This is a genomic window from Embleya sp. AB8 (assembly GCF_049739465.1).
Classification (GTDB): Bacteria; Actinomycetota; Actinomycetes; order Streptomycetales; family Streptomycetaceae; genus Embleya.
This window is the reverse complement of sequence record NZ_JBMHHY010000031.1, coordinates 62271-88042: the sequence shown is the minus strand read 5'-3', so window position 1 is coordinate 88042 and position 25772 is coordinate 62271. Positions and strand designations below refer to the sequence as shown.

The 25772-nt window shown below is 69.1% G+C and carries 21 protein-coding genes and 1 pseudogene; 12 read left to right on the top strand and 10 right to left on the bottom strand.

All coding sequences use genetic code 11. The features are described from left to right. The first annotated feature begins 25 nt into the window (after positions 1-25). Complete coding sequence (locus tag ABIA38_RS36580) at positions 26-520, top strand: winged helix-turn-helix transcriptional regulator (RefSeq protein WP_424643270.1); 495 nt, start codon at positions 26-28, stop codon at positions 518-520. Between the two features lie 507 nt (positions 521-1027). Here the strand turns inward: ABIA38_RS36580 and ABIA38_RS36575 are convergent. Beyond that, positions 1028-1273, bottom strand: coding sequence for an SCO5918 family protein (locus ABIA38_RS36575; RefSeq protein WP_424643269.1), 246 nt, complete (start codon positions 1271-1273; stop codon positions 1028-1030). A 274-nt stretch (positions 1274-1547) separates the two neighbouring features. Between ABIA38_RS36575 and ABIA38_RS36570 the strand changes: the two genes are divergently transcribed. The 4 genes from ABIA38_RS36570 (at position 1548) to ABIA38_RS36555 (ending at position 10806) form a co-directional block, all read left to right on the top strand. Beyond that, positions 1548-2990: a helix-turn-helix domain-containing protein gene (locus ABIA38_RS36570; protein ID WP_424643268.1), complete on the top strand. Its 1443-nt coding sequence runs from the start codon at positions 1548-1550 to the stop codon at positions 2988-2990. A gap of 340 nt (positions 2991-3330) precedes the next feature. Beyond that, a complete protein-coding gene (locus tag ABIA38_RS36565; protein WP_424643267.1) occupies positions 3331-6531 on the top strand; it encodes a M28 family peptidase in 3201 nt (1066 codons plus the stop codon). A 406-nt stretch (positions 6532-6937) separates the two neighbouring features. Next, the gene (locus tag ABIA38_RS36560) at positions 6938-8356 is read left to right on the top strand and encodes a hypothetical protein (RefSeq protein ID WP_424643266.1); all 1419 of its coding nucleotides are present in this window, start codon (positions 6938-6940) and stop codon (positions 8354-8356) included. Next, positions 8353-10806: an FG-GAP repeat domain-containing protein gene (locus ABIA38_RS36555; protein ID WP_424643265.1), complete on the top strand. Its 2454-nt coding sequence runs from the start codon at positions 8353-8355 to the stop codon at positions 10804-10806. Before ABIA38_RS36560 ends, ABIA38_RS36555 begins: the two co-directional genes overlap by 4 nt. 717 nt (positions 10807-11523) lie before the next feature. Here the strand turns inward: ABIA38_RS36555 and ABIA38_RS36550 are convergent. Then, positions 11524-12840, bottom strand: coding sequence for an alpha/beta fold hydrolase (locus ABIA38_RS36550; protein WP_424643264.1), 1317 nt, complete (start codon positions 12838-12840; stop codon positions 11524-11526). Between the two features lie 60 nt (positions 12841-12900). Here ABIA38_RS36550 and ABIA38_RS36545 point away from each other — a divergent pair, with 60 nt between their 5' ends. Both ABIA38_RS36545 and ABIA38_RS36540 read left to right on the top strand, forming a co-directional pair. After that, positions 12901-13479, top strand: coding sequence for a helix-turn-helix domain-containing protein (locus ABIA38_RS36545; protein ID WP_424643263.1), 579 nt, complete (start codon positions 12901-12903; stop codon positions 13477-13479). A 288-nt stretch (positions 13480-13767) separates the two neighbouring features. Then, positions 13768-14394, top strand: a complete 627-nt coding sequence (locus tag ABIA38_RS36540) for a MepB family protein (RefSeq protein ID WP_424643262.1) — start codon at positions 13768-13770, stop codon at positions 14392-14394. A 335-nt stretch (positions 14395-14729) separates the two neighbouring features. On the opposite strand, the gene ABIA38_RS36535 is transcribed toward ABIA38_RS36540, so the two are convergent. Beyond that, a complete protein-coding gene (locus tag ABIA38_RS36535; RefSeq protein WP_424643261.1) occupies positions 14730-15686 on the bottom strand; it encodes a glycoside hydrolase family 16 protein in 957 nt (318 codons plus the stop codon). A gap of 1014 nt (positions 15687-16700) precedes the next feature. Here ABIA38_RS36535 and ABIA38_RS36530 point away from each other — a divergent pair. Beyond that, positions 16701-17861, top strand: coding sequence for a glycosyltransferase family 2 protein (locus ABIA38_RS36530; protein WP_424643260.1), 1161 nt, complete (start codon positions 16701-16703; stop codon positions 17859-17861). Between the two features lie 168 nt (positions 17862-18029). Here the strand turns inward: ABIA38_RS36530 and ABIA38_RS36525 are convergent, their stop codons facing one another. The 3 genes from ABIA38_RS36525 to ABIA38_RS36515 form a co-directional block, all read right to left on the bottom strand. After that, on the bottom strand, positions 18030-18563 hold the full coding sequence (locus tag ABIA38_RS36525; protein WP_424643259.1) for a hypothetical protein: 534 nt from the start codon (positions 18561-18563) through the stop codon (positions 18030-18032). Positions 18564-18728: 165 nt separating this feature from the next. Continuing rightward, entirely contained in the window at positions 18729-19778 is a 1050-nt protein-coding gene (locus ABIA38_RS36520; RefSeq protein ID WP_424643258.1) for a sulfotransferase, read from the bottom strand. A 488-nt stretch (positions 19779-20266) separates the two neighbouring features. Further along, a complete protein-coding gene (locus tag ABIA38_RS36515; RefSeq protein ID WP_424643257.1) occupies positions 20267-21115 on the bottom strand; it encodes a hypothetical protein in 849 nt (282 codons plus the stop codon). Between the two features lie 402 nt (positions 21116-21517). Between ABIA38_RS36515 and ABIA38_RS36510 the strand changes: the two genes are divergently transcribed. Beyond that, positions 21518-21820, top strand: a complete 303-nt coding sequence (locus ABIA38_RS36510; protein WP_424643256.1) for an ArsR/SmtB family transcription factor — start codon at positions 21518-21520, stop codon at positions 21818-21820. Next, positions 21817-22209, top strand: a complete 393-nt coding sequence (locus ABIA38_RS36505) for a VOC family protein (RefSeq protein ID WP_424643255.1) — start codon at positions 21817-21819, stop codon at positions 22207-22209. The genes ABIA38_RS36510 and ABIA38_RS36505 overlap by 4 nt, the downstream gene beginning before the upstream one ends. 327 nt (positions 22210-22536) lie before the next feature. Here the strand turns inward: ABIA38_RS36505 and ABIA38_RS36500 are convergent, their stop codons facing one another. The 3 genes from ABIA38_RS36500 to ABIA38_RS36490 all read right to left on the bottom strand — a co-directional run bounded on the left by ABIA38_RS36500 (position 22537) and on the right by ABIA38_RS36490 (position 23444). Next, positions 22537-22731: a DUF397 domain-containing protein gene (locus ABIA38_RS36500; RefSeq protein ID WP_424643254.1), complete on the bottom strand. Its 195-nt coding sequence runs from the start codon at positions 22729-22731 to the stop codon at positions 22537-22539. A 231-nt stretch (positions 22732-22962) separates the two neighbouring features. Next, positions 22963-23157 carry a DUF397 domain-containing protein gene (locus tag ABIA38_RS36495; protein WP_424643253.1) on the bottom strand — a complete coding sequence of 65 codons (195 nt, stop codon included), beginning with the start codon at positions 23155-23157 and terminating at the stop codon, positions 22963-22965. Further along, positions 23154-23444, bottom strand: coding sequence for a Scr1 family TA system antitoxin-like transcriptional regulator (locus ABIA38_RS36490; RefSeq protein WP_424643252.1), 291 nt, complete (start codon positions 23442-23444; stop codon positions 23154-23156). The genes ABIA38_RS36495 and ABIA38_RS36490 overlap by 4 nt, the downstream gene beginning before the upstream one ends. Before the next feature lie 29 nt (positions 23445-23473). On the opposite strand from ABIA38_RS36490, the pseudogene ABIA38_RS36485 reads away from it, so the two are divergent. Next, positions 23474-23821 (top strand): annotated as a pseudogene (locus ABIA38_RS36485) (ATP-binding protein); the annotation flags it as partial. Between the two features lie 103 nt (positions 23822-23924). Continuing rightward, complete coding sequence (locus ABIA38_RS36480; RefSeq protein ID WP_424643251.1) at positions 23925-24581, top strand: hypothetical protein; 657 nt, start codon at positions 23925-23927, stop codon at positions 24579-24581. On the opposite strand, the gene ABIA38_RS36475 is transcribed toward ABIA38_RS36480, so the two are convergent. Then, a complete protein-coding gene (locus tag ABIA38_RS36475) occupies positions 24571-25194 on the bottom strand; it encodes an RraA family protein (protein WP_424643250.1) in 624 nt (207 codons plus the stop codon). The genes ABIA38_RS36480 and ABIA38_RS36475 overlap by 11 nt on opposite strands. Positions 25195-25772: the final 578 nt, after the last annotated feature.

Below are 25772 nucleotides of genomic sequence, written 5' to 3'. Positions count from 1 at the left end.
TGAAGCAACCCACTAGACTGACGTCATGCGTCGCAAGAGCTTCCAGGACATGTCCTGCTCGGTCGCCCAGTTCCTCGAGGTGGCCGGCGAGTGGTGGACGATGCTGATCGTCCGGGACGCCTTCCTCGGCGTGACCCGCTTCGACGACTTCCACGAACGCCTGGGCATCTCCCGCAACGTGCTCACCCAGCGCCTGGACCACCTGATCACCCACGGCGTACTGGAACGCGAGCCGTACCAGGACAACCCACCCCGCTACGACTACCGCCTGAGCCAAAAAGGCCGCACCCTATGGCCGGTCCTCAACGCCATGCGCCAGTGGGGCGACGACTGGGCCGCCCCCGACGGCCCGCCGATTCTGGTCACGCACACCAAGTGCGGCGCACACACGAGGGCCGTCCACATCTGCAACAACTGCCAGGAGCCCTTGACCTGGACCGACCTGAAAGCCACGACCGGCCCAGGCGCCAAGGACGACCTGTTGACCGGCCTGTCCCCAAAATCCACCCCGAGCGCGTAACGCGCACGGTCGCTCGGGGCCGATCAGCCCGGCCGGCGCTTGAGGCCAGACAGCCCGACCGGCGCTTGAGGCCAGACAGCCCGGCCGGCGCTTGGGGCCACTCAGCCCGGCCGGCGTTCGAGGCCACTCAGCCTGGGCGGCGTTCGAGGCCACTCAGCCCGGCCGGCGCTTGAGGCCACTGAGCCCGGCCGGCGCTTGAGGCCAAATAGCCCGGCCGGCGCTTGAGGCCAGACAGCCCAAGGGCCGCCCGACCCCAAACCCGACCGAGCACCAAACAGCCCGGCCGGCGCTTGAGGCCACTGAGCCCGGCCGGCGTTTGAGGCCAAATAGCCCAACGGCCACCCGACCCCAAACCCGACCGAGCACCAATCAGCCCGGCCGGCGCTTGAGGCCACTGAGCCCGGCCGGCGCTTGAGGCCAAATAGCCCGGCCGGCGTTTGAGGCCACTCAGCCCGGCCGGCGCTTGAGGCCAAAGCCAGCCCGGCCGGCGCTTGAGGCCAAAAACCCCTACTCCGCCGCCTCAGCCGGATTCACCGTGAACCCCAACTTCGTAAGCGCCCGAACCACCTCGGCCGCACTGAAATCCCGCGGCAACTGCCCCGTGATCACCGAACCAACCTGCTTGACCGGATACGTCCGACGCCCGATCCGCACCGACTCCCCGGTGATCGGCTCGGCCTTGACCCCGCTCATCGCGCTCTCCACCTCGTTCTTCCGAAGGTGAAAGGACTGACCAGCGATCGTGCAGCGCATAGTGCCTCAGCAAAGAAAGGTGTGAGTGCTACCGGTCCGGCAAGTCTCGCGCAGACCGGCCCGCAAGCCCAGTCCACCACCGCCACCCGAGGCCGCGCCGCGTATCCCGGGGTGAAATGTCACCTCGTGTCAGCACCCGTGATAGCCCCGTACACCCATCCGGCAAAAGCGGAATGCCTCGTTCCACCGCAGACAACCCCCACCCGCGTCTGTCACCCTGCTCCGGGCAGTGACCAACCGTCGACCATCCGGAGTTACCTCGGGGAGGACGAACGTGAACAGGCTCCCGAACGCGCCCGCGCCCGTCACCACACAGGTCGCGTCCACACCGCTAAAGGTCGCGTCCACACCGCTGTGGGCCGAGTTCGGCCGCACACTGCGCACCCGACGCCGCCTCGCGGGCATGACGCAGCAGCAGCTCGGGCTACGCGTCGGCTATCACCACAGCCTGATCAGCAAGCTGGAGGCCGGTCTGCGTGAGCCGCCCGCCGGTCTACCGCGCCGACTCGACGATCTCCTGGACACCGGCGGGGACCTGTCCGCGCTGCTCACGAGCCGATCCATCCCGCCCCCCGCCCTGCACCGCACCCACTTCTCGCTGATCCCCGGCGGCGACGCCCCCGCCGGCCTGGCCCCGCTCGCCGACCGGTTCTGGCCCGACCGGTTGCCCTATCACGGGCTGCCCTGCCCGCTGCACGGCAAGGACGGCGCGCACGAGTGTGAGGTCCCGCCGTACGCCGACGCGCTCACCATCCTGGGCGAGATCGACGGGAACAATCCGACCGGCGTCGATCCCGACGTCGTACACGTGCTCACCGCGCTGCTCGGCGGCTACACCGAGGCCGGCCTGCACGGCGCCGGCACCGGTCTGGTCGGCTCGGTGGAGTACGTGTTGCGCCGGATCGTCAGCTGGGCCGAATCGCTCAACGCGCACGGCCGTTCGCCACACGCGCAGTTGCGGCTCGCCGCCGACTACGCCCAACTCGCCGGCCGCTTCCGGATGCAGCAGGGGCAGTCGGTGGTCGGCATGGCCTGGTACGACCGGGGCCTCAACTGGGCGGACGTGTGCGAGAGTCCCGGCGCGCGCGCCTCGCTGCTCGGCGACGTGTGCTCGCTGGCCCGGCTCGACGGCGACGCGGCGGCGGCCCTGGCCTACGCCCGCGCCCTCGAGGCGGTGGACACCGGGCGGGCCTGGATCACCACGCTGGCCAAGCTCTACCAGGCGCGCGGACACGCGCTCGGCGGTGACATCGGCGAGTGTCGACAGCACATCGCCGTCGCGCATCGCCAGGTCAACCGCTTCGACGAACGCGACCGGGCCGAGGCACCGTGGCTGACCGGCCTGGCCGGCCGGCTGCGGATGGAGGCCACTATCGGCGGCGCGCTGCGCGATCTGGCCGCGAGTACCGGCGACTTGGCCTCGGCCCGCTCGGCCGTGCAATCGGTGGAGGCCGCGCTCGACCTGCTGCCCGTACCGATGCGGCCCGCCCGGGTGTTGCTCACCGTACGGCTGGCCGACGCGCTGGCCTGCGCCGGCCACCCCGACGCCGCCGCACTCACCGCCGCGCCGGTGATCCACGAGGCCGCCGGTCTCGGCACCGCCACCACCAACCGGGAACTGTTGGGCCTGCGCCGACGTCTGTCCCAACATTGGAGCGATCTGCCCGAGGTCCGCGACCTGTTGGAGCAGATGCCAGGTCAACAAGCAAGGCAATAGGCAAGGCAACAAACAGCGCAATCAACAGGGCAATCAACAAGGCGACCAACAGCGCAATCAACAGGGCGACCATCCAAAGCAACTCACCCACCGACGGTAAAGCCACCCAAAACCCCGCCCGACCACCCGACCAGGCACTCCCGCGACTCCCGGGGTCTGCTTGGAGTTTGCCAAATTTTGCCGGCCGTTGCCGATCGCTTCACCAAGTCCCCACCCCCGTGTGAGTGTTTCGCTCGCTCGGGCACGAACCCGGCCTGCACGGTCGCCCGCGTCGCTCACGAGGCGTCGCGGCGCAAGCCGGCGACGTGGTCGAGGTCTGCCTTCCACCCAAGGAGCCTCGATGAATCGCAGAACGACCACGGCCGGGACCGTCCTGGCCATGCTCGCCGGTTTGGCGATCGGCACGGCCGGAGCACCGGCCGTCGCCGACCCGTCGCCGCCCCCCGCCAACCCCCAGGCCCTCGCGGTATCCGCCGCCGACCGGGCGGCCGCCGGCGGCCTGGACGTCCTCGCCAAGGGACCGGACGAGAACTACGAACGCCAGGTCGTCACCCCGTGGGTCAACGACCTGTACTCCGTCGCCTACCAGCGCACCTACCGCGGCATCCCGGTCGTCGGCGCGGACGCCGTGGTGCTGGCCGACGGCAAGGGCCGGGTCCGCGCGACCCAGTCCGCCACCGACGCGCGGATATCCGTCACCACCCAACCGACCGTCGCGGCCGGCGCCGCCGAGGCCACGTCCCGGGCCCAACTCGCCGCCGTGGACAAGGTCGAGTCGCACCGCCTGGTCGTCCGGGTCAAGGACGGCAACACCGCATTGGCCTGGGAGACGGTGGTTGCGGGTCGTACCGCATCCGCGCCCAGCCGACTGCACGTATTCGTCGACGCGAGCACCGGCCAGGTCCTCGACACCTACGACGATGTCAAGGCCGGCTCCGGCAACAGCCAGTGGAACGGCCCCAACCCGCTCACCATCCAGACCAGCGGATCGGCGGGTTCGTACTCCCTTCGCGACTCCACCCGTCCCGGCCTGAGCTGTGCCGACTACGGCACCGGTCAGGTCTTCACGAAGTCCACCGACTCGTGGGGCAACGGGCAGGCGTCCAGCAAGGAGACCGGCTGCGTCGACTCGATGTTCGCGGCGCAGAACGAGTGGAACATGCTCCGCGACTGGCTCGGCCGCAACGGGCACAACGGCAACGGCGGCAGCTGGCCGATCAAGGTCGGGCTCAGCGACCTCAACGCCTACTGGGACGGCTCCTCGGGCACGATCGGGCACAACCAGGCCAACCAGTGGATCGGTTCGCTGGACGTGGTCGGCCACGAGTTCGGCCACGGCATCGACCAGAACACCCCCGGCGGCACCAGCAGCGAGGCCGGACTCGGTGAGGGCACCGGCGACATCTTCGGCGCGCTGACCGAGGCCTACACCAACGAGCCCTCGCCCTACGACACGCCGGATTACACCGTAGGGGAAACGGTAAACCTGGTCGGCAACGGCCCGATCCGCTACATGTACAAGCCGTCCACCAACGGCGACCCGGACTGCTACAGCTCCTCCATCCCGAGCACCGAGGTGCACAAGGCGGCCGGTCCGCTCAACCACTGGTTCTACCTGCTCGCCGAGGGCACCAACCCCGGCGGCGGCAAGCCGACCAGCCCGACCTGCAACAGCAGTTCGCTCACCGGCGTCGGCATCCAGCAGGCCGGCAAGATCTTCTACGGCGGCATGCTGCTCAAGACCAGCGGCATGACCTACAAGCGCTACCGCACCACCACGCTCAGCGCGGCCAAGACGCTCGACCCGACCTGTGGTCTGTTCAACAAGACCAAGGCGGCCTGGGACGCGGTCAGCCTGCCCGCCCAGCCGGGCGACCCGACCTGCACGGCCGGTCCGAGCGACCCCGACTTCACCCTCGCCACCAGCCCCACCTCGGGCAGCGTCACGCCGGGCGCGTCGACAACCACCACCGTGACCACCACGGCGAACCCGACCCCGGCGCAGACCATCACGCTGACCGCGGGAGCGCTGCCGGCCGGTGTGACCGCCTCGTTCAACCCCTCGACCGTGCAGTCCGGGGGCAGTTCCACGCTGACCCTGACGGCGAGCGGCTCGGCCTCCCCGGGCACCTCCTCGATCACGGTGACCGGCACGGGCGGCGGCAAGACGCACACCGCCCAGTACAACCTGACCGTCTCCAGCGGCCCGGGCACCCCGAGCGACCCGCCGAACATCGACGTGGCCAACGTCCAGGCACACCTGTCCCAGCTCAACTCGATCGCCAACCAGAACGGCGGCAACCGCCGCGCGGGCAGCACGGGTCACTCCGGGTCGGTGGCGTACATCAAGGGCAAGCTCCAGGCGGCCGGCTTCCAGGTCACCGAGCAGACCTGCACCTCGTGCAGCTACCGCTCGAACAACCTGATCGCCGACTGGCCCGGCGGCCCGACCGACTCGGTGGTGATGTTCGGCGCCCACCTGGACAGCGTCCAGGCCGGCCCCGGCATCAACGACAACGGCTCCGGCTCGGCCACCATCCTGGAGAACGCCCTCGCACTCGCCAAGGCCAACCCCAGCCTCACCAAGCACGTCCGGTTCGGCTGGTGGACGGGTGAGGAACAGGGGCTCCAGGGCTCGCAGTTCTACGTCGGCCAGCTCGGCTCGACGCAGCGCGCGGCGATCAAGAGCTACTACAACTTCGACATGGTGGCCTCGCCCAACGCGGGCTACTTCATCAACAACATCACCTCCCCCGCCGCCGCGCCGATGAAGGCGTACTGGGACACGCTGAACCTGCAGCCCGAGGAGAACGTCGAGGGCCAAGGGCGCTCCGACGACTACTCGTTCCAGCAGGGCGGCATCCCGACGTCCGGCTACGCGGCCGGCGCCGACGCCACCAAGTCCTCGGACCAGGCGGCCAAGTGGGGCGGCACCGCCAACGACTCCTACGACTCCTGCTACCACCAGTCGTGTGACACCACGTCCAACATCAACCCGACCGCCCTCGGCCGCAGCGCCAACGGCGTCGCGTACACCATCTGGAAGACCGCGGTCGGCGGCACCACGCCCAGCAACGACTTCTCCATCACCACCGTCCCGGCGGCCGGTACCGTCCAGGCCGGCGGCACCGCCACCACGACGGTGAACACCGCCACCACGGGCGGCTCGGCGCAGAACGTGACGCTGAGCTCGGCCGGCGCGCCGAACGGGGTGGGCGTGAGCTTCAGCCCGCCGTCGGTCCAGTCCGGTTCGTCCTCGACCGCCACCATCACCGTCGCGGCCAACACCGCGGCGGGCACGTACCCGATCACCATCACCGGCACGGGTTCGGTCACCCACTCGACCACATACACGCTGACCGTCGGCGGCGGCGGTCCGGGCAACTGCACCGCACCCGCGTGGGACGAGAACGCCATCTACACCAACGGCAGCGTGGTCTCCTACCAGGGCCACACCTACCGCGCCAAGTGGTGGACCCAGGGCGAAACCCCCGGAACCACCGGCCAGTGGGGCGTCTGGGTCGACCTCGGCGCCTGCTGAGCGAACCCCGCCCATAGCTTCTCCCGATTGTGATGCCCGGTAGGCCGAACCTCGGCCTACCGGGCATCACACCGTCCGGGCACGCCATGCCGCACACGACAACCGAGCACCCGCCACCGGGCCGACCCGTCGTCGCCGACCTCGCCCGCCGATTCGCCGAGGCGCGCGCCACCAGAACATGCAGGCGTCACCACAGTCGCGCAATCTTGTCCACTCCCCGAAATTCGGGATGGCCGCCGGTGTCGTGCCGGGCAACATGCCGAGGTAGCGCGGCGTGCGAGTCGTGCCGCGTTCGATCGAGGAGTTCGACCGAAAAGCCTGTTCGAAAAGCCTGTTCGAAGAGCGAGTTCGAAGAGCGAGTTCGAAGAGCGAGTTCGAAGAGCGAGTTCGAAGGGAACGACGCGCGATGAGTTCCGATGTCAATGGCGGCGCAACAGTGGCTACGGCGGCCGCCGTCGCCGACTGGTTCCATCTGCGGGACACCATCACGGTGGACGGCGCGCTGGCGGCCGAGTTACATGCGGAAGGGCCGCCCCCGGGCGCCCGGTTGGTCCTGGTCGCCCGCGAGATCACCCACGCCCCGGGCTATGTGCTGAGCGTCCCGGGCTACCCGGTGCTGCTGGTCGCCGAGACCTACCGGGGCAACGGCGGAGCCGTCGACACCACCGGACCGGCCGGGCCGAGTGGGCAGCCGGGGACATCCGGGGGCTCCGACCAGGGTCCCGCGGGCCGCGACGGTGGGCCGGGCGGGCCCGGCGGCGACGGCGGCCCCGGCGGGCCGGCCACGCCGATCACGTTGCTCGCCGCGAAGTCGACCGACGTGGCGCTGATCGCGCGCGGCGGTGCCGGAGGGCCCGGCGGCAGCGGTGGCCCCGGCGGGCGCGGTCGGGACGGGGTCCAGCCGCCCACGGAGGAAAGCCCCGGCCTGGATCCCGGCACCGGCGGCCAAGGCGGCGACGGCGGCAACGGGGCGATCGGCGGCCCCGGCGCCCAGATTCGGGTGCGGACGGTCGAGCGCTCCGGAGTGCGGGTCGACGGCAGCGGCGGCGATCCCGGCCACGCCGGCCGAGCCGGGCAGGGTGGGCGAGGTGGTGGTGGCTGGGGCGGGCCGGCGGATCCGGGCACGGACGGCGGCGCGGGCCGGGCCGGCGCGGCGGCCGGCTCGAGCGTGGCTCCCGACCTGCGTACCGACACGGCCGACGCCTGGTGGGCGATGGTGCGCGGCGAGCTCGGCGACGTGTACGCCCAGGCGTGGGCCAATTACCGCACGCGGGTGGGCGAGTTCCTCTTCCGTGGCTACGCGGCGGCGCTGCCGGACCGGGCCGACAACCGGTTCGCCGCCGGGCGCGAGTTCGGCCGGGCGCTCGTGTTGTGGCCACAACACGCCCATGCGGCGGAGTTGTCGTTGCGTCTCGCGCACAACCTCTCCCCCATCGGCGTGCCCTACGACGTCGACCTCGTACCGGACTTCCCCGCCCAGGAGAAGTTCGTCGACAGCTACGGCCCCCTGGTGCTGACCTCGCTGATCGCCGCGCGGGATCTGCTGCTGTTCGCGATGAGCGAGGCGGACAAGATCCAACTGGTCAACACCCAGGTCGCCCACCTCACCGACCTCCGGCCCATCCTCGGCCTCGAGCGCGACGCCGCCAAGGCGGGGCTCGACCACGCCCGAGGACGGGCCGAGATCATCGACAAGCAGATGCGCGAGGTGGAGGGCCAACTCACCGCAGTGCGCGACAAGATGGTCCGGGAACGCCTGGAGTTCCCACCCGGCAACAGCCTGGGCCCGCTGGTCGTGCCGCAATCGCGATCGCCGCCGCGGTGAGCGCCGTCTACACGGGCGGCGCCACACTGGTGGCGCTGCTCGCCGTCGGGGACATGATCGCCAAGAACTCCGCAGCCCTGAACGGGTTCGACCCCAAGACCGGGAAGTACGGCGACGGCAGCTATCTGGTCAACTGGTTCGACTGGAGCGGGGGCGTCCCCAAGCTGAAGGACGGACTGAGCTTCGACGTCGCCAAACTCGAGAAACCGGGCGACAGTGCCTCGAAGTTCATCGACGCGGCGGGCACCCTCGGCCAGTTGCTCACCGCCAAGGTGGACGGACAACTGGAGAACGCGGAGAAGAACCTACTGGTTCGGCAGATCGAGCTGGTCCGCGAACGCGCGCTCCAGGTCCTGGAGGTCAACCGGAACCAGCTGACCTTGACCGCGGCCGACGGGAAGATGGCCGTCAACGAGAACGACATCACCCGGTTGACCACCCTGGAGGGCAACTGGGCGCGGGACATCGGGCAACTGGTCGACATCACCCGCCGGTTGATCGAGCAGAACCAGCACTACATGGACCTGCTGATCGAGTACAGCTTCTACGCCTACCGGGCGCTCGACCTGTGGACGCTGAGCAATCTCACCCCCACCTACAGCTTCGACATGGGCTATCTGCACCCGGACGACATCGAGAACGCCTACCGCCCACTGCCCCGAGGCGACGACAGCCGGGTCAAGGGCCTGTTGGGGCAGTACCAGACCTCGTGGAGTCGGCTGCCGCAACTTGCCGATCTGCACCGGATCCACGACCGCTATCCGCTGGATCAGGACCTGTACTACCTCCACCTCACCTCTCCAGCGCTGCTGAGCGACCTGCGGACCAAGGGAAGCGCCACCTTCCCCGTCCCACTCGACGCCTTCCCGAACCGCTTCGCGCTGAAGGTGGTGTACGCGCACGTCGGTCTGCTCGGCGCGCGGGCCGAAACCCCGCACGTGAGCGTGCGGTTCGAGCACTCGGGCCTGGCGACCAATCGTGCCGAGGACGGCACGGTACGCACCGCCCAGGCGGGTCCGCTGGCCGGCACCGTACTGGCCGGTTTCGACCGCACCGACCCCGGTCCGCCGACGCTCCGGCAGGCGTTCTGGGGCCGCAGCCCGGCGACCACGTGGCGGATCACCATCGAGGCGAGTGCCGCCGAGCAGGCCAAGCTCGATCTCGGCGGGCTGACCGGTGTCTTCCTCACCCTCTGGTACTGGCACCGCGGCGCGGCGCCCGCCGGGCAGGCCGCCGCGCCGATGGCGCTGACCGCCGACTTCGCCGGTGACGGCCGGGCGGACCGGGTGATCTGGGATCCGGCCGACGGGAGTTGGCGGGTGACCCCGGCCGCCGGGGGCAGTGCACGGACCTTCTTTCTGGGCCAGGTCGGCGACCTTCCGGTGCCCGCCGACTACGACGGCGACGGCCGGGCCGAACTCGCGGTGTTCCGCACGTCGAGCGGGAAGTTGTTCACCCGGCCCCCGGCGGGCGGGCCGCCGGTGGCGTACCACTGGGCGAGCGCGGACCACGTGCTGACCGCCGACGAGCGATCAGGCGCGGACCGCCTGGCCGGCGCGCTCGACCTGCGGGCGACGGGGTTGGCGGGGGCGATGCGGGGCGCGGAGGCGTTCGACGCACAGTCGGCGGCGTGTGGGCTGCTGCGCCGGCTGGTCGGTTTGGTCGGCACCGTCGGCTCGGCGGGCGACTACCGACCCCGGCTCGCCGAGGCGCTGGTACGGCTGGCGGCCTTCGCGGCGTCGGCCGGGCACTGGGATCAGGCGGACGCCGCCGGTGGGGAGTCGGTCGACCTGTACCGCGCACTGGCGGCCGAGCACCCCGGCAACGACGAGTTCGCGTTCCGCATCTCGTGGGCGTCCATCGACGTCGCCATCCACCTGTGGGGCAAACCGGAGTTGCAGCCGAAGGCCCTGGACCTGGCCGTCACGGCAATCGCCAACCTACGCCCCCTGACCGGCAGAAACCCCACCTATCGCCGCCGGTTGGCCCAATGGGCCGCCTCGCCCACCGTCGCGTTCCTCAGCAACGTCGGCCGCTGGTCCGAAGCCGCAGCGCTGGCCGACGAATCCATCACCCTGTTCCGCCGACTCACCACCGAGTCGCCGACCGACGACCAACTGACCGACGAGTACGCCCGGTCGGCCATCGACATCGCCATCCACCTGTGGGGCAAGCCCGAGTTGCGCGGCAAGGCCACCGACCTGGCCGTACCGGCCCTCGACACCTTGCGCCCACTCGCCACCCGAATCCCCACCTACCAGCCCCAATTGGCCGCCTGGATCCTCTCCCCGACCACCGACTTCCTGGTCGCCACAAACCAAAAACCCCGAGCAATCCCCTTGATGGAAGAAGCAATCACCCTCTACTCCGCCCTCACCAAGACCGACCCCACCACGTACGGCCCGAAGCTGACCGAGGCCCGCCAACGCCTGACCGACCTCCAACACTGACCCCGGGTCGACACCTCCGGCCACCACACCCATCGACGGCCGACCTGCCGGCGGACCCCGATCCCACCGATCAGGGCCCGCCGGCGTGGCAACCGGCCCGGTTGGCCGCCGGGCGTTGCGGGCGTCCTCGTGGGTGGGCCCGGAGTACCCGGCACCAGGCCGGTGGAGGCGATGGTGGCGGCCTCCACCGGCCGGGTCGGGGGTCGCGAGTCGGGGGTCGGGGGTCGGGGGTCGCGAGTCGGGGGTCGGGGGTCGGGGGTCGCGAGTCGGGGGTCGGGGGTCGCGAGTCGGGGGTCGCGAGTCGGGGGTCGCGAGTCGGGGGTCGCGAGTCGGGGGTCGGGGGTCGGGGGTCGCGGGGAACTCGGTCTGCGGCGGGTCGGCCGAGTTCCGGAACGTCCGGCGGCGGACCCAACTACCGCCGCCGACCTGCGACTTCGTGGGGATCGGGGTGGTCGGGGTGGTCGGGGTGGTCGGGGTGGTCGGGCGTAACAGAGGTGCGGCAGGGGCGCATTGGGTCGTCCCGGGGTATCGCAAACCGGTCCTCGCGCCGATCGAAATCAAGCCGCTCCCGGTCCGGGTGGGTTCGCTGGTCGACGTCCGGCCCCTCGAGTCGGACCGCAGTCGCGGTCGCGGTCGCACCCGAGCCCGAGCCCGAGCAGCCCAAGCGGCCCGAGCAGCCCGAGCAGCCCGAGCAGCCCGAGCAGCCCGAGCCCATGATCAGCTTCGGCGGCGGATGACGGCCGCAGGAAGGAATCGACGGAACCGAGTGAGCTTCCCGCGGTCCGGTGCCAGCCACTCCGCGATGTCGGTGATGACGGCAGGGTCGACGTGTTGGGGCATCTCATAGTCGGTCGGCGTGGAGGGGCCTTTGCCGGGGAAGAACAGATGGTCGTCGGCATCGTGGATGCGGATCGTGACGTCCGAGCGGTGGGTCAAGCCACGCCTCCATCGAGCGAGGTCGTCGTCGACGGTCACTTGGTAGTCGCGCCCTCCTTGGAGAATGAGCATCGGCTTGTCCACGCCGGCCGCAGCGGAAACCGGCTCGTAGCCGCGCATGTCCAGCCAGTACGGCGCCGGGAATCCGAACGGCAGGTCCTCGGCCGGCGTCGAGGCGGACAACTCGGGGCTGTCGACACGTGCGGCCTGTTCGGCGACGAGGGCGACGGCGGCTTCGAGGTCGGGACCGGGGTTGACGGTGGAGAGGTAGCGGACGACCCGGACGGCGGCATGCTGCATCGGCTGGGCGTCCCCCGCCAGGATCACCAGGCCGGCGACCGACGGTTCGGCGGCTGCCACGCGCGGCGCCACCTTGCCGCCCATGCTGTGGCCCAGCAGGAAGACTCGTTCGGCATTCACGGCCGAGTGACGGCGGAGCAGTCGGATGGCGGCGACCGCATGCGGCACGTACTCGTCCGACATGGTGAACCCTGGTGTGGCGGCGACGTCCGGGTGGGTGTGGGTCACCTTGTCGAACCGCAGTACTGCCACGCCACGGCCGGCCAGTCCCCAGGCCAGGTCCTTGAGCGGCTTGTTCGGTCCGCTGGTCGCGTCGCGGTCGAAGGGGCCGCCGCCGGCGAGGAGTACGACGGCGGGGCGTGGGCCGCGTCTGCGGGGCAGCGTCAGCGTGCCCGGCACCGCGAGTGGACCGGCGCCGACGGTGACCTCCTCCTCGGTGAACCTGCTCCGGGTCGCATAGGGCGGCGGCGTCCAGGACGCGGTGGCCGGGGGCGCGAGTCGTAGTCCGTGCAGCATGCCGGTGTCGTCCACCGACATGACCACGGTCAGGCCCCCGTGTTCGCAGGTCACCGGGACACTCACCCGGACCAGGTTCGGCCCGTGCGGTTCAGTCGTCGGTCGACCGATCTCCAGGATCGGGCCTTTCGTGCCCGTCTCGGTCGCCCAGGCCGCCCGCAGCGTCTCCGCGGACACGACTGCGCGCAGCCTCGGTGCGAAGAGCTCTTCGATCTCGCTGAAGCGCCCGCTGCCCGCCAAGTCGACGACCCGCGTCGCACTCCGGATCGGCTTCGATTCCATCCGCCACCACTACCTTTCTCATCTTTTGCGAACGGTAGCAGATTGCGAGAAGGTTGACCCATGGACACGTTGGAACTCCTGGCCCACCCGGTACGCCTGCGGATCGTGCACGCCATGCGTGGCGAACGCATGCTGACCACGGCCCAGTTGTGCGCACTGTTGCCGGACGTATCGAAGGCGATGGTCTACCGGCACGTCGACCTGCTCTGCGGAGGCGGAATCCTCGAAGTGGCCGAGGAGCGGCGGGTGCGGGGCGCGGTGGAACGAGCCTTCCGGCTGCGCCAGGACCGCGCGGTCGTCGACGCCGACACGGTCAAGTCACTCTCACTCGACGACCACCGCAGCGCGTTCGCCACCGCACTCGCCGTGCTGGCCGCCGAGTTCAATGCCTACCTCGAACAAGACGGCGCCGACCCGACCGCGGATCTGGTCGGCTACCGCCAGCACGCGGTTTGGCTCACCCGCGACGAGCTCCTCGAACTGATCGGTGAGTTGCGCAGTGCGATCGTGCCCCGGCTGGCCAACAAGCCCACCGGCGACCGCGCACGATACCTACTCAGCCCGATCCACTTCCCGATCGAGGAGCCACCCGGAGACCCGGCCACAGCTTCCAGCCCCGGCAACTCGAAGCCCATGTAGGCCACTTCCGGCACGGCCCCCGCTCCCACTCCCGCTCCCACCCCAGCCCAGCCCAGCCCCGACCACAGTCATGCGCATACTGCACGAGCACGGCGAACCGGCGCCCGTCGCCGAAGTGTTGGACCGGGGCAGCCGACAGCACCGACAGCACCGACAGCACCGACGGCGTAGCCGCGTGGACCAGTCAGCCCGCGCACCCGATAGCGCCAGGCCAAGCCGCAACTCACGCAACCGAGCCACGGTCCGGGGTGGCGCACCGGTATCGGCGGGCGCCGGCAGGATAGCGCAATGCGCACGAACCCCGACGATTCCGCCGCCCACGGGCCCTGGCCGTCCACCCACGCCCTCCCCGCCGACCTGATCGCCGCGAAGGCCCTGGTCTACGATCCGGCCGGGTTCGTCTGCACCCCGCCCAGGCCCGAGCCGGAGAGCGCCGACTACGCCGCGCACACGTTCACCGTGAACGGCGCTCGGGTGCGCTTTCGAGTCGGCCGGACGACCCCGACCAAGGTCGGCCAGTTCGTCACGTTGTGGCAACGGTCGGCGGCCGGCCCGATCGAGCCGTTCGACATCGAGGACCCGCTCGACCTGGTCGTAATCAGTTCCCGAAACGCGGACGGGAACACGGACGGGAACGCGGACGGGAACGCGGACGCGGACGCGGATGCGGAAGGCTTCGGCCAGTTCGTCTTCCCGAGCGCGGTCCTCGGCGCGCGGGGCATCCTGACCGTCGGCAGGACGGGCGGCAAACGCGGCTTCCGGATCTACCCGCCGTGGGTAACCACCACCAACCGCCAGGCCCGCTCCACCCAGACCTGGCAGCTCAACCACTTCCTACCCATCCCGCCAAACCCGCACGGCCCGGTCGACCTGACCCGCGCCCGGACGCTGTACGGCGAGCATGGCGCAACGTAGCCGGCCCGATCGGCCGGCCACACCACCCGCGGCCTGCGAGCCCCGGCCTGCGACCCGCAGCCTGCGTGCGCAGGCGTCGATCCGGTACGGGTACGGGCGGGTCGCGCCTCCTCTGCCGAATCCGAGCCCGAGCCCGAGCCCGGCGTGACCACGTCCCATGTCCCGAATCGAGTCAGGCCGGCCGATCCGACCGCCGCGACCGAGGGGTACCGCAGACTCACCGGCTCACCGGCGTCATCGGTACTACGTTCGCCGGCAAGGAGCTCCTCGGGCCGGCAGCACCGCCGGCCAGGCGGCAACACACGGCCGCCGCCCGACGTGGGCTCGCGCGGACGTCAGCTCCTGGGCGTGGTATCGACGTAGCGGGTGCCTTGCGCGTAGAAGGCGTCGACCTCTGCTTGGACGTCCTTCAGCGCGACGGTTTGGTTGGCTTTGCGGTAGACCCAGTTGACTTGCATGTTCCAGGTGCGTACGCCGGTGAAGGGGAGATCGATGAGCCAGGTGCTGAAGTGGATGTCGGCCGGTTCTCGGGGGAACTCTTTGCCGTTGCTGCTGAACAGGGTGCGGCCGTCTATGGAGTATGTGACGACCCCGTCCATGGCAGTGATCATCAGGGTGTGCCAACCTTTGTAGCTCTGCTTGTTGGGGCGGGTCACCCGGTCGCCCGGCTTCGAGCTGCGCCAGCTGGTGGTGTCGAGTTGGGGGCCCGGCGCACCCCAGCCGCCGTTGGGCATGTACTCGTAGTCGAGTTCGGTGTACTTGGCTGACGACCCCCCGCTCGGCGACATCAGGAACAGGGTCTCGTTGATGTGGTCCCCGTTGCGCCCGCTCGTGGGCTTCTCGCTGAAGTACACCCGGGCTGCGAGGGTCCCGGTGGAGAACTTGCCGCCGGTGCCGGCGAGTTCGGCCTGCCGGGTGCCTGCTTTGGTTCCGTCGGTGACGAGTTGCAGTTGCAGCGCCTTGCCGCCTTGGGCTGCCGGCACCTGAGGGAAGCTCACTCCGGAGGTCGACCAGGTGTTCGGGATCCCGGGGCCGCCCTGTCCGTCGCGCGCCTGCCAGCCGTGGGCCGCGAGTGCGGGATCGTTGGGGCCGCTGTAGTCGAAACTGTCGAACAGCGTGCCGGCCGGGTAGGCGGTCTTCGGCCCGTCGGCAGTGGGCGGCAAGGAGGTCTGGCCGGCACCGGCGGGCGGCTTGGCGCCGTTCGCGGGTTTCGGGTTCTCGTCGGACAGTTGGTTTGCGGCGAAGGCCACACCACCGGCGAGGACGGCCACGGCGACCAGCGGGGTGAGCACGGGCAGGCCGCGTCGTCGTCCGCCGGGTCGTGGGTGGCTCATTGGGTGCTCCTCATTTCTACGCTGTCGGAATACGCCGCTTGATTGTGCGCGGGAATGCTAGCCGAGGCCTTTGGACCGGCCGGCCTCGCCGTTTCGTTTGGGTAATGCGGTGTCGTTGATCGTCGGCTACCGGGTGACCGAGACGTTTTCGGCGTCCGGGCCTCGCGGAGTCCCGGCGCCGTGGTCGAGTTCGCCGGGGTCTTTCGGGTCATGCGCGGGCAGGGGCTTATCGGTCAGCCGGCGAAGCGGGGCAGAGTGGCGAGACGGTGGAAGGCTTCGGCACGTTCGTTACTCCGGTGTGGGCCTGGAAGCACAACAACACAACGGATGAAAGCGGATGGAAACAGAAGCCGCCCTTGCCTGTCCGGGCGGCTGCTTCCGAGTCGAATGCTCTCGGAGTTCGGCTTGTGGAGCACGGTGGTGTGGGTGACGAGTCGGAGTCGGAGTCGGAGTCGGAGTCGGAGTCGGAGTCGGAGTCGGAGTCGGAGTCGGAGTCGGTTGAGCGTAGGTCCGTTGGCTGAGGTGGGGACGTCTGGTGGTGCGGGTGCGGTGCCTGGGGTCCGTCGTGGATGAGCACCGCCGGGAGGTCGGCGATGAGGAAACGCAGTGCCCGTGCGAGGAGTTCCAGGGGAACGCGCCGTGCCGGGGAGCTTTGACGGCGTCCGGGACGGGCGAGAAGCTGATGCGGGCGGGTCGACACTGCCGCTCGTTCGGAGATCGACCTTCACCGTGCCAACTTGTTGGTGTGACGCTTATCATATTCTCTCTTGCGAGACAATTGGGACATCTATCAGAATATCGGCCACCCGCCGGATGCCTGCCCATGGAGGCGCCGCCTAGCATCTTCGTGAATACAGGCGTGCGGCCTCGCCCGCGGCCCGATAACAGGGGGAATGCGGTTCCGGTGAACGGCATTAACAGGGGGGAATGCGGTTCCGGTGAACGGCATTAACAGGGGGGAATGCGGTTCCGGTGAACGGCATTGAGGTTGTCGATGCCCGTCGCGGCGAACATCGTCGGCGTCGCAGCACGTCGGAAGCGGCAACGCCCAGGATCCTCGGCACTGTGGCCGTCATACCTGCGCGGAACGAAGAAGCGGGCGTCCTCGGATCACTGAATTCCTTGGCCCGGCAGACCCGGCGGCCCGACCTCATTCTCGTGGTGGTCAATAATTCGACGGACCGCACCGAGGACTACGCCCGCGAGTTCGGCGAGGATCCGGAGACACCGCTCACCGTCGTTCTCAGCCTTCCCGAGAATCCGCATAAAAAGGCCGGCGCCCTCAACTATGGCATCGACTGGCTGCGCGAGGAAGCGCGGGGCAGGCTGTCCGACACCGTGCAGCACGTTCTCGTGATGGACGCCGACACCGAACTGCACCCGAAGTTCATCGAGCGCGCCTGCAACGTCCTGGAGCAGGATCCGCAGATCGGCGGCGTCAGCGCCTCGTGCCTGGGGCTGACCGGCCTGTGGCGCAATCCGTGGCAACGCTACCTGTTGGGCATGCAGATCATCGAATACGGGCGCGCGGCCACGACCCGCTTCCGGCGGGACGTCCACACGATGTCCGGGGCCGGCTCCTTCTACCGGAGCGAGGCCCTGCAGTCCGTCATCGATTGGCGAGGCGAGGTCTTCTGGGAAGACCACAAGAACCTGGTCGAGGATTACGAGACCACGCTCACGCTGAAGGAATGCGGCTGGAAGGTGACGGCGAACGAGCTTTGTATCGCCCGCACCGACCTCATGCCCACGCTCCGCCAACTGATACAGCAGCGGCAGCGCTGGATCCGGGGCACGATGGACGCATTGCGGGACCGGGGCTGGACCAAACACACGTGGCAATCCATCCTCAGCATCAACCTGGGGATGCTCGGCTTCATATACCTCGTGGGCTATGGTGCGGTCCAGGTCGCGTCGATAGCACAGAACGGCTTCTCCCAATGGCCGCTCTTCTGGCTGCTGATCACCTTCTGGGTCGTTTATCCTGCGATATGCGCGCGGAAAATGGGATGGAAGGCCATGCTCGTCGAAGCGCTCATTCTCCCGGAGCTGCTCTACTCCCTGGTTCGGGCGTACTGGCTCACCTCGTCGATCCTGAAGTCCTACGTGACCCGAGTGTCGTCCTGGAAATAGCAAGGAGTAAGCCGTCGTGAACTCTCTCAAGGGTTTGGGCGTCTGTCTGGTGCTCGCGGTCACGGCATTCGCGGTAGCACACGTCGCCAAAATCGAATACGTAATCCTCGCCATTACCATTGGCACCGCCACCATGTTCACCGCCACCTTTCTGGCATCCGTGTGGCGTTACCGCTGGGACCGCCGGATGGCCGGCGAGGGCCGCCGCCGCCGCGCGGCCGGCAAGTCGGCCAAGGCCGCCCCGCGGACGAGCGTGTCTGCGTAGTCGGCGGACTCGATCGCGATGGGCCAGTTGACGGCGGCGGCAGCAGACCCGTCGGTGATCTGGTGGTACGCCGGTAGGTGCCGGGTCGGCACCACGACGAGGGCTCCGGCGTCCGGCGGCGGCTCGCCGGTGACCTGCCGGGCCGGTTCGCCCAGGTACAGCGCCTTGCTCACGACGAACGGGGAGTCGCCGTACACGGAATGCAGCAACGCCCTTCCCTCGACCGGCACTTCGCTGTGCTCGACGGGCACGCGCATCAGGTTCCCGTACGCCGCCCCGCCCGGCGCCTCCAGCCCGGCACGCTCCTGGTCTGCGTCGGTGAGGATCCGCACACCGGTGGGCATGTCGAGGGCGTAGGCGAAGACGAGCCCGTCGGCCACCACCCGCGCGTAGCGCAGGTGGACGACCGGATCGGGGCTGAGCGAATCGCTCGTCACGCGTCGTGGCATGGGCCGTTCCCGCAACGACTTGCGCGCTTCAGAAACAGGCTCCGGCTTCCCGGCGGGCGGTCGCGTTCGAGGCAACAGCCTTAGAAAACGAGCCACTTCGTCGCCTTCGCCGGCCCCCGGTCGTCGACCTTCCTACGGCAGCATGACGCCCGATCACCGGGACGTGCTAGCTGCGAGGGCGGCTTCCCCTTCCGTGCAGCTATTCCGGAGCGCGGTGAGCTCTTCGGACGGGAGGCGACAGGACGCGCCTCGTCGGCTGCCGTCGAGCATGGCGCTGCCTGCCTCCAGCCACGGTGTGAGCGGTTCCACGCCGATGAACGTTGCCAGGCGCGACAGTTCTCGGACCGGCTGGTCCAGCAGTTCCTCGAAGACGAGCGTGGTGCGCAGTGGCCCGGGGGCGGCCTCGAGATGGGCCGCTCCTTCGGAGACCAGGTGTGACCACAGTTCACCGAACGCGGCGAGGGGGATGTGGCGATCCCACACCAGGGCGGGGTCGAACTGCTCGCCGAGAAGTGGAGCGAGGTCGGCGGGAAGGGCGCGTACGTCTTCGTCGGTGAAGTCGGTGAGCTGGTCCACACCGGAGCGAGTGAGGATGTCGCGCAGCAGGAGGATTGTCCGGTATCCCGGATGCCGGCTCATGGACAGGGCGCAGTCCGGGCCGGAGCGGACCAGATGTACGAAGCGGGCCTGCGGAAAACTTGCCATGAGTCGGGGGATCCACCCGGTGGAGTAGCCGGATCGCTCCACCACGGCGGTGTGGCCGAACCGTGCGCAGAGGTGCCCGAACAGCGCCTGATAGTGGTCGGCTGCGGGGCGCTGGGGCCAGTGTCGAATCTCGCCCGCGAGATGGTCGAACAGTGCGTCCGGGGTGTCGGAGAGGTGTGGCAGCACCATCAGCAGGAGGGCGGGGATTCCGGTCGTGTGTGTCGAGTACCGCCCTGGGTTTCGCGTGTACAGAAACTCGGGCAGGGGGATACCCGAACGGATCATCTTCTCGAAGACCGGATTGGGCTGGGCCAGCAGTTCCCAGAACTCCGGCCCCGAGAGCGGCTGTTCCGGCAATCCGGTCTTCCCCACGGACGCGAGCAGCTCGTTGAGGCTGAGTACATCCGGGTGAGCGTTGACGATCCGCGACAGCGCCGTCGATCCGCTGCGTCCCGTACCGACGATGAAGGTCAGCGTGCGCACCAGCAATCTCCTCATGTGCGAGTGTTTGCACCATAGCGGCACGACGCGAGCGAGCAGGTGTCAACGGCCTTTCGGTTCCCACCGGAGTGTCCGGGTATCCGGAGTGTCCGGGTGTCCGGGTATCCGGGTATCCGGAGTATGCGGGGCCGAAGCGCACGCCGTCGGCGAAGGGCCCGAGGTGCCCTTGATCCTCCGGACAGCAACCCCGTCCGGCCGGCCACGGCTGCTCCCGTGGATCAACACTCCGATGGAGCGCGAACAGACCGTCCGACGCCCCGTGTTCGGCACCGCCGGGGAACGAGGAGCCGCCGTCACGCACTTGCCGACGGTGCGGCCTCATGAGCTGTCCCGCACTGCGACGGCAGTTTCAGTCGGCGCGGGCTCGACGCACTCGCCATCGTTGTGGCCGTACGAACCTTTTCCTCCCGTCGGCGTACCAGACGTACGGGCGAACATGTCCACTCCGACGTCGCCCGCGCTGCCGAAACGACGTCCGAGAGGGCTCAGTGGTGATCCGAGGGCGCATCGGCGGAGAAGGCGGCCATGAGGGTGTCAATTCTCAGCCGCAGTACGGCCGAGTCGGCACCGGCGACTACGACGGACAGCATGTCGCTTCCGGACGCGTTCGCCAACCGGACGTCGAGTGAGTGAGCGGCGCCGGCCACGGGATGGGAGTACCACCTGCTCGGATCCTCGTCGTCGGTCGTCTCCAGGCCGAGTTCGAGGCTGTCCCAGTCGGTGTCGTCGGAGTATTGGCCGACGTACTGCTTCAGCAGGTCCAGGAAGGCTTCGAGGTTGCGTCGCCATATCCACCCGGCGATTTCGTGCCGCGCGGGCCCGGCCGCTTCCTTCGTCGGGGCGTCTGCGACCAGGCCGGCGCTCACGGCATGTTTGTCATCGAAACTCAGGCGCACACTGGCCCAGAGGTCGAGTTGCCGGCAGGCGCTCTCGGGGTCGTAGGCGGCGGTGGGCAGTTGTGGAATGCGCTTGCGGCCCGTCTCGTCGAGCCGGTACGGCACCTCGAACGCCGCGGCCCACTGGAGGAGTTCGGGAGAAAACCGTTCCTCTGCCGTCGCGGCCTCGACACCGAGGTATTGGGCTATCTCCTCCCAGGAACTGCCACGCTCACGCTCGTACACCACGGCGCCGACCAGAAGCCCTTCAGCAATCCGAGTCAACTGGTGGGCCTCGCTGACGCGACCGCCGGGGCCGGTATAGCTGTCGTAGCGAGTCACCGCCAGGTGGCCGGCGGTCTCGGACAGACCCGCCGCCCGGTGGGAGAGTACGAGACGGGCCAGCGCCTCCCGGGAGTACGCGCTGCGTTCGTCGTCATAGGGAGTCGAGTCGGTCACGCACCAGAGCATTCCACGCGGGTGCACGTCCGGCCCACACGTTTCTCCGGTCCCGCAGCAACATCCACCTCGCCGCCGCCGTGGTCGGGGGCCGGTCCGTGCGTGAAGACGGCCGTCGCGCCACTAGGGCGTGGCCCCCCGATGTGCCGCGCGAACGGCCGCCTTCCCCACGCGAGATCGCACACCGGATCGTCACCGCTCCCCACCGGCACACCCCACACCCCACACCCCACACGCCGCCGAGCGCCTGCACCGGCTCCTCGACGACGGCCCGCCTGGAACTGCCGCCGCAAGGCGCGTGGTGCGTACCTCAGGACAGCGATATCGGTCTGGTGGCCCTCGACCCTGGACACGGCGCACCTCGACTTGATAGGCAAGTGAAAAGTTGCCTATCCTGTGATTGTGGCCGACGACCTTTTCAAAGCCTTGGCCGACCCCACCCGTCGCACCATCCTCGACGAGCTGACGGAGAAGTCCGGACAGACACTGTTCGAGATCTGCTCGCGACTGAGCACGAAGCATCAGCTCGGCATCTCGCGTCAGGGGATCTCCCAGCACCTCGCCGTGCTGGAGGCCGCCGGACTCGTCGAGACCAGGCGGGAGGGCCGCTACAAGTTCCACGACCTGAACACGGCCCCGCTGCGGCGGATCGCCGAGCGATGGCCCGCGCCCGACACGTCCGGAGCAGAGGAGAACACCCCATGAAGATCCATCTGACCAGCATCTTCGTCGACGACCAGGCCAAGGCTCTGCGCTTCTACACCGAGATCCTCGGCTTCGTGAAGAAGCACGACGTCCCGGTGGGCGAGAAGGACCGGTGGCTCACCGTCGTCTCGCCCGACGAGCCCGGCGGCGTCGAACTCCTCCTGGAGCCCGCCGGCCACCCGGCCGTCAAGACCTACCGCGACGCGCTCGTCGTCGACGGCATCCCGCTCGCCCAGTTCGCCGTCGACGACGTGAAGACGGAGTACGAGCGCCTGCACGGCCTCGGCGTCCGCTTCACCCAGGAGCCCATCGAAACAGGCCCCGTCACCACCGCCGTCTTCGACGACACCTGCGGCAACCTCATCCAGATCGCGACACAGCCGCAGTAGGCGGTCGGCCGCGGCGGCGACTCGACCCGCCCCGCACGCCCGGCGAACCAAACAGGCGGGTTCACCGTCCCGGGCCCCTGGCCATGTCGGCCCTGTCTTGGCTTGTCCCAGCCACGCACCAGCCCGCTGTCCACGGTTGTACCGCGAACTGCCTTTGCCAGAACCGCCGTACCAGTTGGTAGCCCGGGTCCGGCCGACGCTGGGCCACTGGCGTGCCACGGGAACAACGCGACCTGGGACTCGATCGTGTTCGGGCTCGGGCATTGGCGTGCCAGAAGCGAGACCACCCCTCGCGTCGGGGCGGTCTCGCTTGATTCTGCGGCTGGTTCAGGCCTTGAGGGCTTCCATCAGCCGGGCCCACGACTGGCGGGAGACGGCGAAGTTGCCGACGGCGAGGTCCTTGCTGTCCCGCACCACGACGGCCATTGCGGTCGGCGCGGTCTCGACACAGTCACCGTCGTTGTGGCTGTGCGAACTCTTCCTCCAGACCGGAGGAGTTCGGGTATCGCCAGGCAGGTTCATGTGTTGCCCTCCTTGGCCGGTGCCTTCAGCGGACACCCATCATTCGGGCCACGAACCGCCATTGCCAGAGCCGTCGCACAAGTGGGTAGCAGGGGTTCGGCCGACGCTGCGCCACGGGCGTGACGCGGGAACGCAACCTCGGACTCGGTCGTGTTCGGGCTCGGGCATTGGCGCGACGGAAGCGAGACCACCCCTCGCGTCGGGGCGGTCTCGCTTGATTCTGCGGGCGGTTCAGGCCTTGAGAGCTTCCGTCAGCCGGGCCCAGGATGCGTTGGGGACAGCGAAGTTGCCGACAGTGAGATCCTTGCTGTCCCGCACCGCCACGGCCTTTGCCATCGGTGCGGTCTCGACGCAGTCGTCATTAGCGCCGCTGAAGGTGCTCTTCCTCCAGGCCAGAGGAGCGGCGGTTCCGGTAGCCAGACTCATGTGGTGTCTTTCTTGATGGTTGCGATCAGTGCACGGCTATCTTCCAAGCTCAGCGCGTGCTTGGACAGAGTCGTGAACAATCGACGGAATCGTCGTACCTCGCGAGGATCGTTCATGAAGGTGCTTCCCGACACGCCCTGACCGAACACGACTTCGGGTTCTTCACCGCCGTACGACAGGATCTGAAACGAGCTGGCGTAGGTGCCACCGCCTCCGGCCGTAAACGGGATCACCCGCAACGCAACATTCGGGAGTTCCGTCACATCCAGAAGCCTGGCGAGTTGCAAGGGAGTTCGTTGATACGTCCAGCGTCGCGCATGGTGCTTCCGAGGTGCGCGAGCTCTTGCGGCTTGCGGCCTCGGAGTTGGTCGGGAATGCCGTTCGGCATGCGGGTGGGGCTCGATCCATCTCGTGCGGGGTGGTGAACGGGGCGATTGTCGTGGAAGTCGTGGATGGTGGGGGTCCGTTCGCGCTCGCGGTGGATCCGCCGGAGGACACCGAGGGGTGTTCCGGGCGGGGGCTGTTTCTGGTCTGGGCCATGGGGTGTGGGTTGGGGTCGGGGCCCGTTCGTGGGGGTGGGAAGTGGGTCCGGGCGGTGGTTGCGCCCGAGGCCGGAGTGAGAGAAACGGCCTTGATTGAGCCGTTTGTGGTTGCTCGCGTCTGAGCGGGCGGGGGCCGGGGTTCATTGCTACCGACGAGGTGGAGTTGCCATGTCCGAAAATCGATCGTGTTCCACCGGGACCCATCTGCTTTCACCCGATCGGGTGGTGGATCTTCTGCAGACCTTCGAGGTCGCGCCTACCTTTCTGAACTGCCCGTCGCTGGTGGACATCCGGCTGTTGCCGGGTGTTCCCGGTGGGCATGCGGCCGTGGCTTGGGAGGCGCCCGGCACGGTGGTTCCGCGGAACTTCAAGGTCGTGCGGCATTGGGTGCCGTGGTTCGAGCAAGTGCCGGAGTATCTCGGGAAGATCGATGCGACCATGCACACCTGGCCGGTCGGCGGGCATCACGATGGTGATCTCACGCTGAGCGTTCCGGACGGCGGGGCTTCGGTGACCGTTCGGCAGCCCGCGTCGGAGGCCGCCGACCTCGATCTGCCGATGACGATCGGCGTGGTGACCGACGACGCCGCCTGTCTCCAGGTCACCGATCAAGGGGTGTGGCACACCCTGCTGCCGCAGCGGTTGCGGCTCGTGCCGATGGGCGCCAATCTCCGCGCATATCTGGCAACTCTCGTACCGGATGGGGAAGTTCTGCCGTATCAGTGGTGCGTTCGGGCTCTTCGGCAGTACTGGGTCGGGGCGGTCTTCGTGCTGAACCAGCGGGCCGGCGTGTACTGCCCCTGTGGGCGGGACACCATGCGGCACTACCCCATCCTGGAGGGCCTCCCGCCGGACGAGTCGTTGCCGGCGGTCAGTACTTGACGCCGTGCTCGGTCAGGATCGCGTCGATCCGGGCTCGGTGGGCCGCCTCCCATTCGTCGAGGGATTCGGCTGCCTCCTTGGCCAACTTCGCCTGGGCATCGCGCAGTACGTGTTCGCCACGTGCGCCCGGGACGACCACGATGCCCTCTTCGTCGGCCACCACGATGTCGCCGGCGTCCACATATACGCCGCCGCAGCGCACTCGGTCGTTGAGTGGGGTGACGGCCGACTTGGTGCCGGGGATGGGGATGACGCCTCGGGCGAATACCGGGAAGGCCATCGCGCGGACCTCGGCGAGGTCGCGAATCACGCCGTCCGCGACGAAGGCCGCCACGCCGCGTCGTTGGGCGACCGCGCATACGTTGCCGCCGGCCAGGGCGTAGTCCACGTCGCCCGATTCGACGACGATGATCGAGCCGGGCTCGGCGCGGTGGATGGCCGCGTGCAGCATCAGGTTGTCCCCGGCTGGGCAGCGCACCGTGTACGCGGGGCCGGCGACGCGGGGCATCGACTGCCACAGTGGCCGGATCCCGATGTCCATCACCTGCTCGCGGCCCAGCAGGTCGGCGAGCGTGGTGGGCGGGATGTTCGCGAACTCGGTGACGTCGTACATGGTCCACCTCGGGGTTGGCGGCGGGCCTCCGGCCGAGGGCCCTCACGCGAACCAGGTTCGCACGCCCACCGGTTCGGCCGGAGCGGGTCTCCGGTCGGGGGTTGGGACGGACCGGATTTGCCCACCCCACGCCCGAGCCGGTCTCACACGCCGACCAGGCTGGGATGAAGCGGGCCCCCGGCCGGGGGTTGGGACGGGCCGAATTTGCCCACCCCACGCCCGAGCCGGTCTCACACGCCGACCGAGCTGGGGTGCAACGGGCCTCCGGCCGGGCGTCCTCAAGCGCCGGACGGGCTGGAGTTGACCTGACCCGACTCATACGCCAACCCGGCTCCGGTGCAGCCGGCCTCCGGCCCGGTGTCCTCAAGCGCCGGACGGGCTGAAAGTGGCCCGCCCCACCCCAGCCGTCTCACACATCGATCCAACTCGGACGAAGCCGGCCTCCGGCCCGAGGTCCTCAAGCGCCGGACCGGCTGAAGTTCGCCCGCCCCACCCCAACCGGTCTCACACGCCGACCGAGCTGGGGTGCAACGGGCCTCCGGCCCGGTGTTCTCAAACGCCGGACCGGCTGGGTTTGG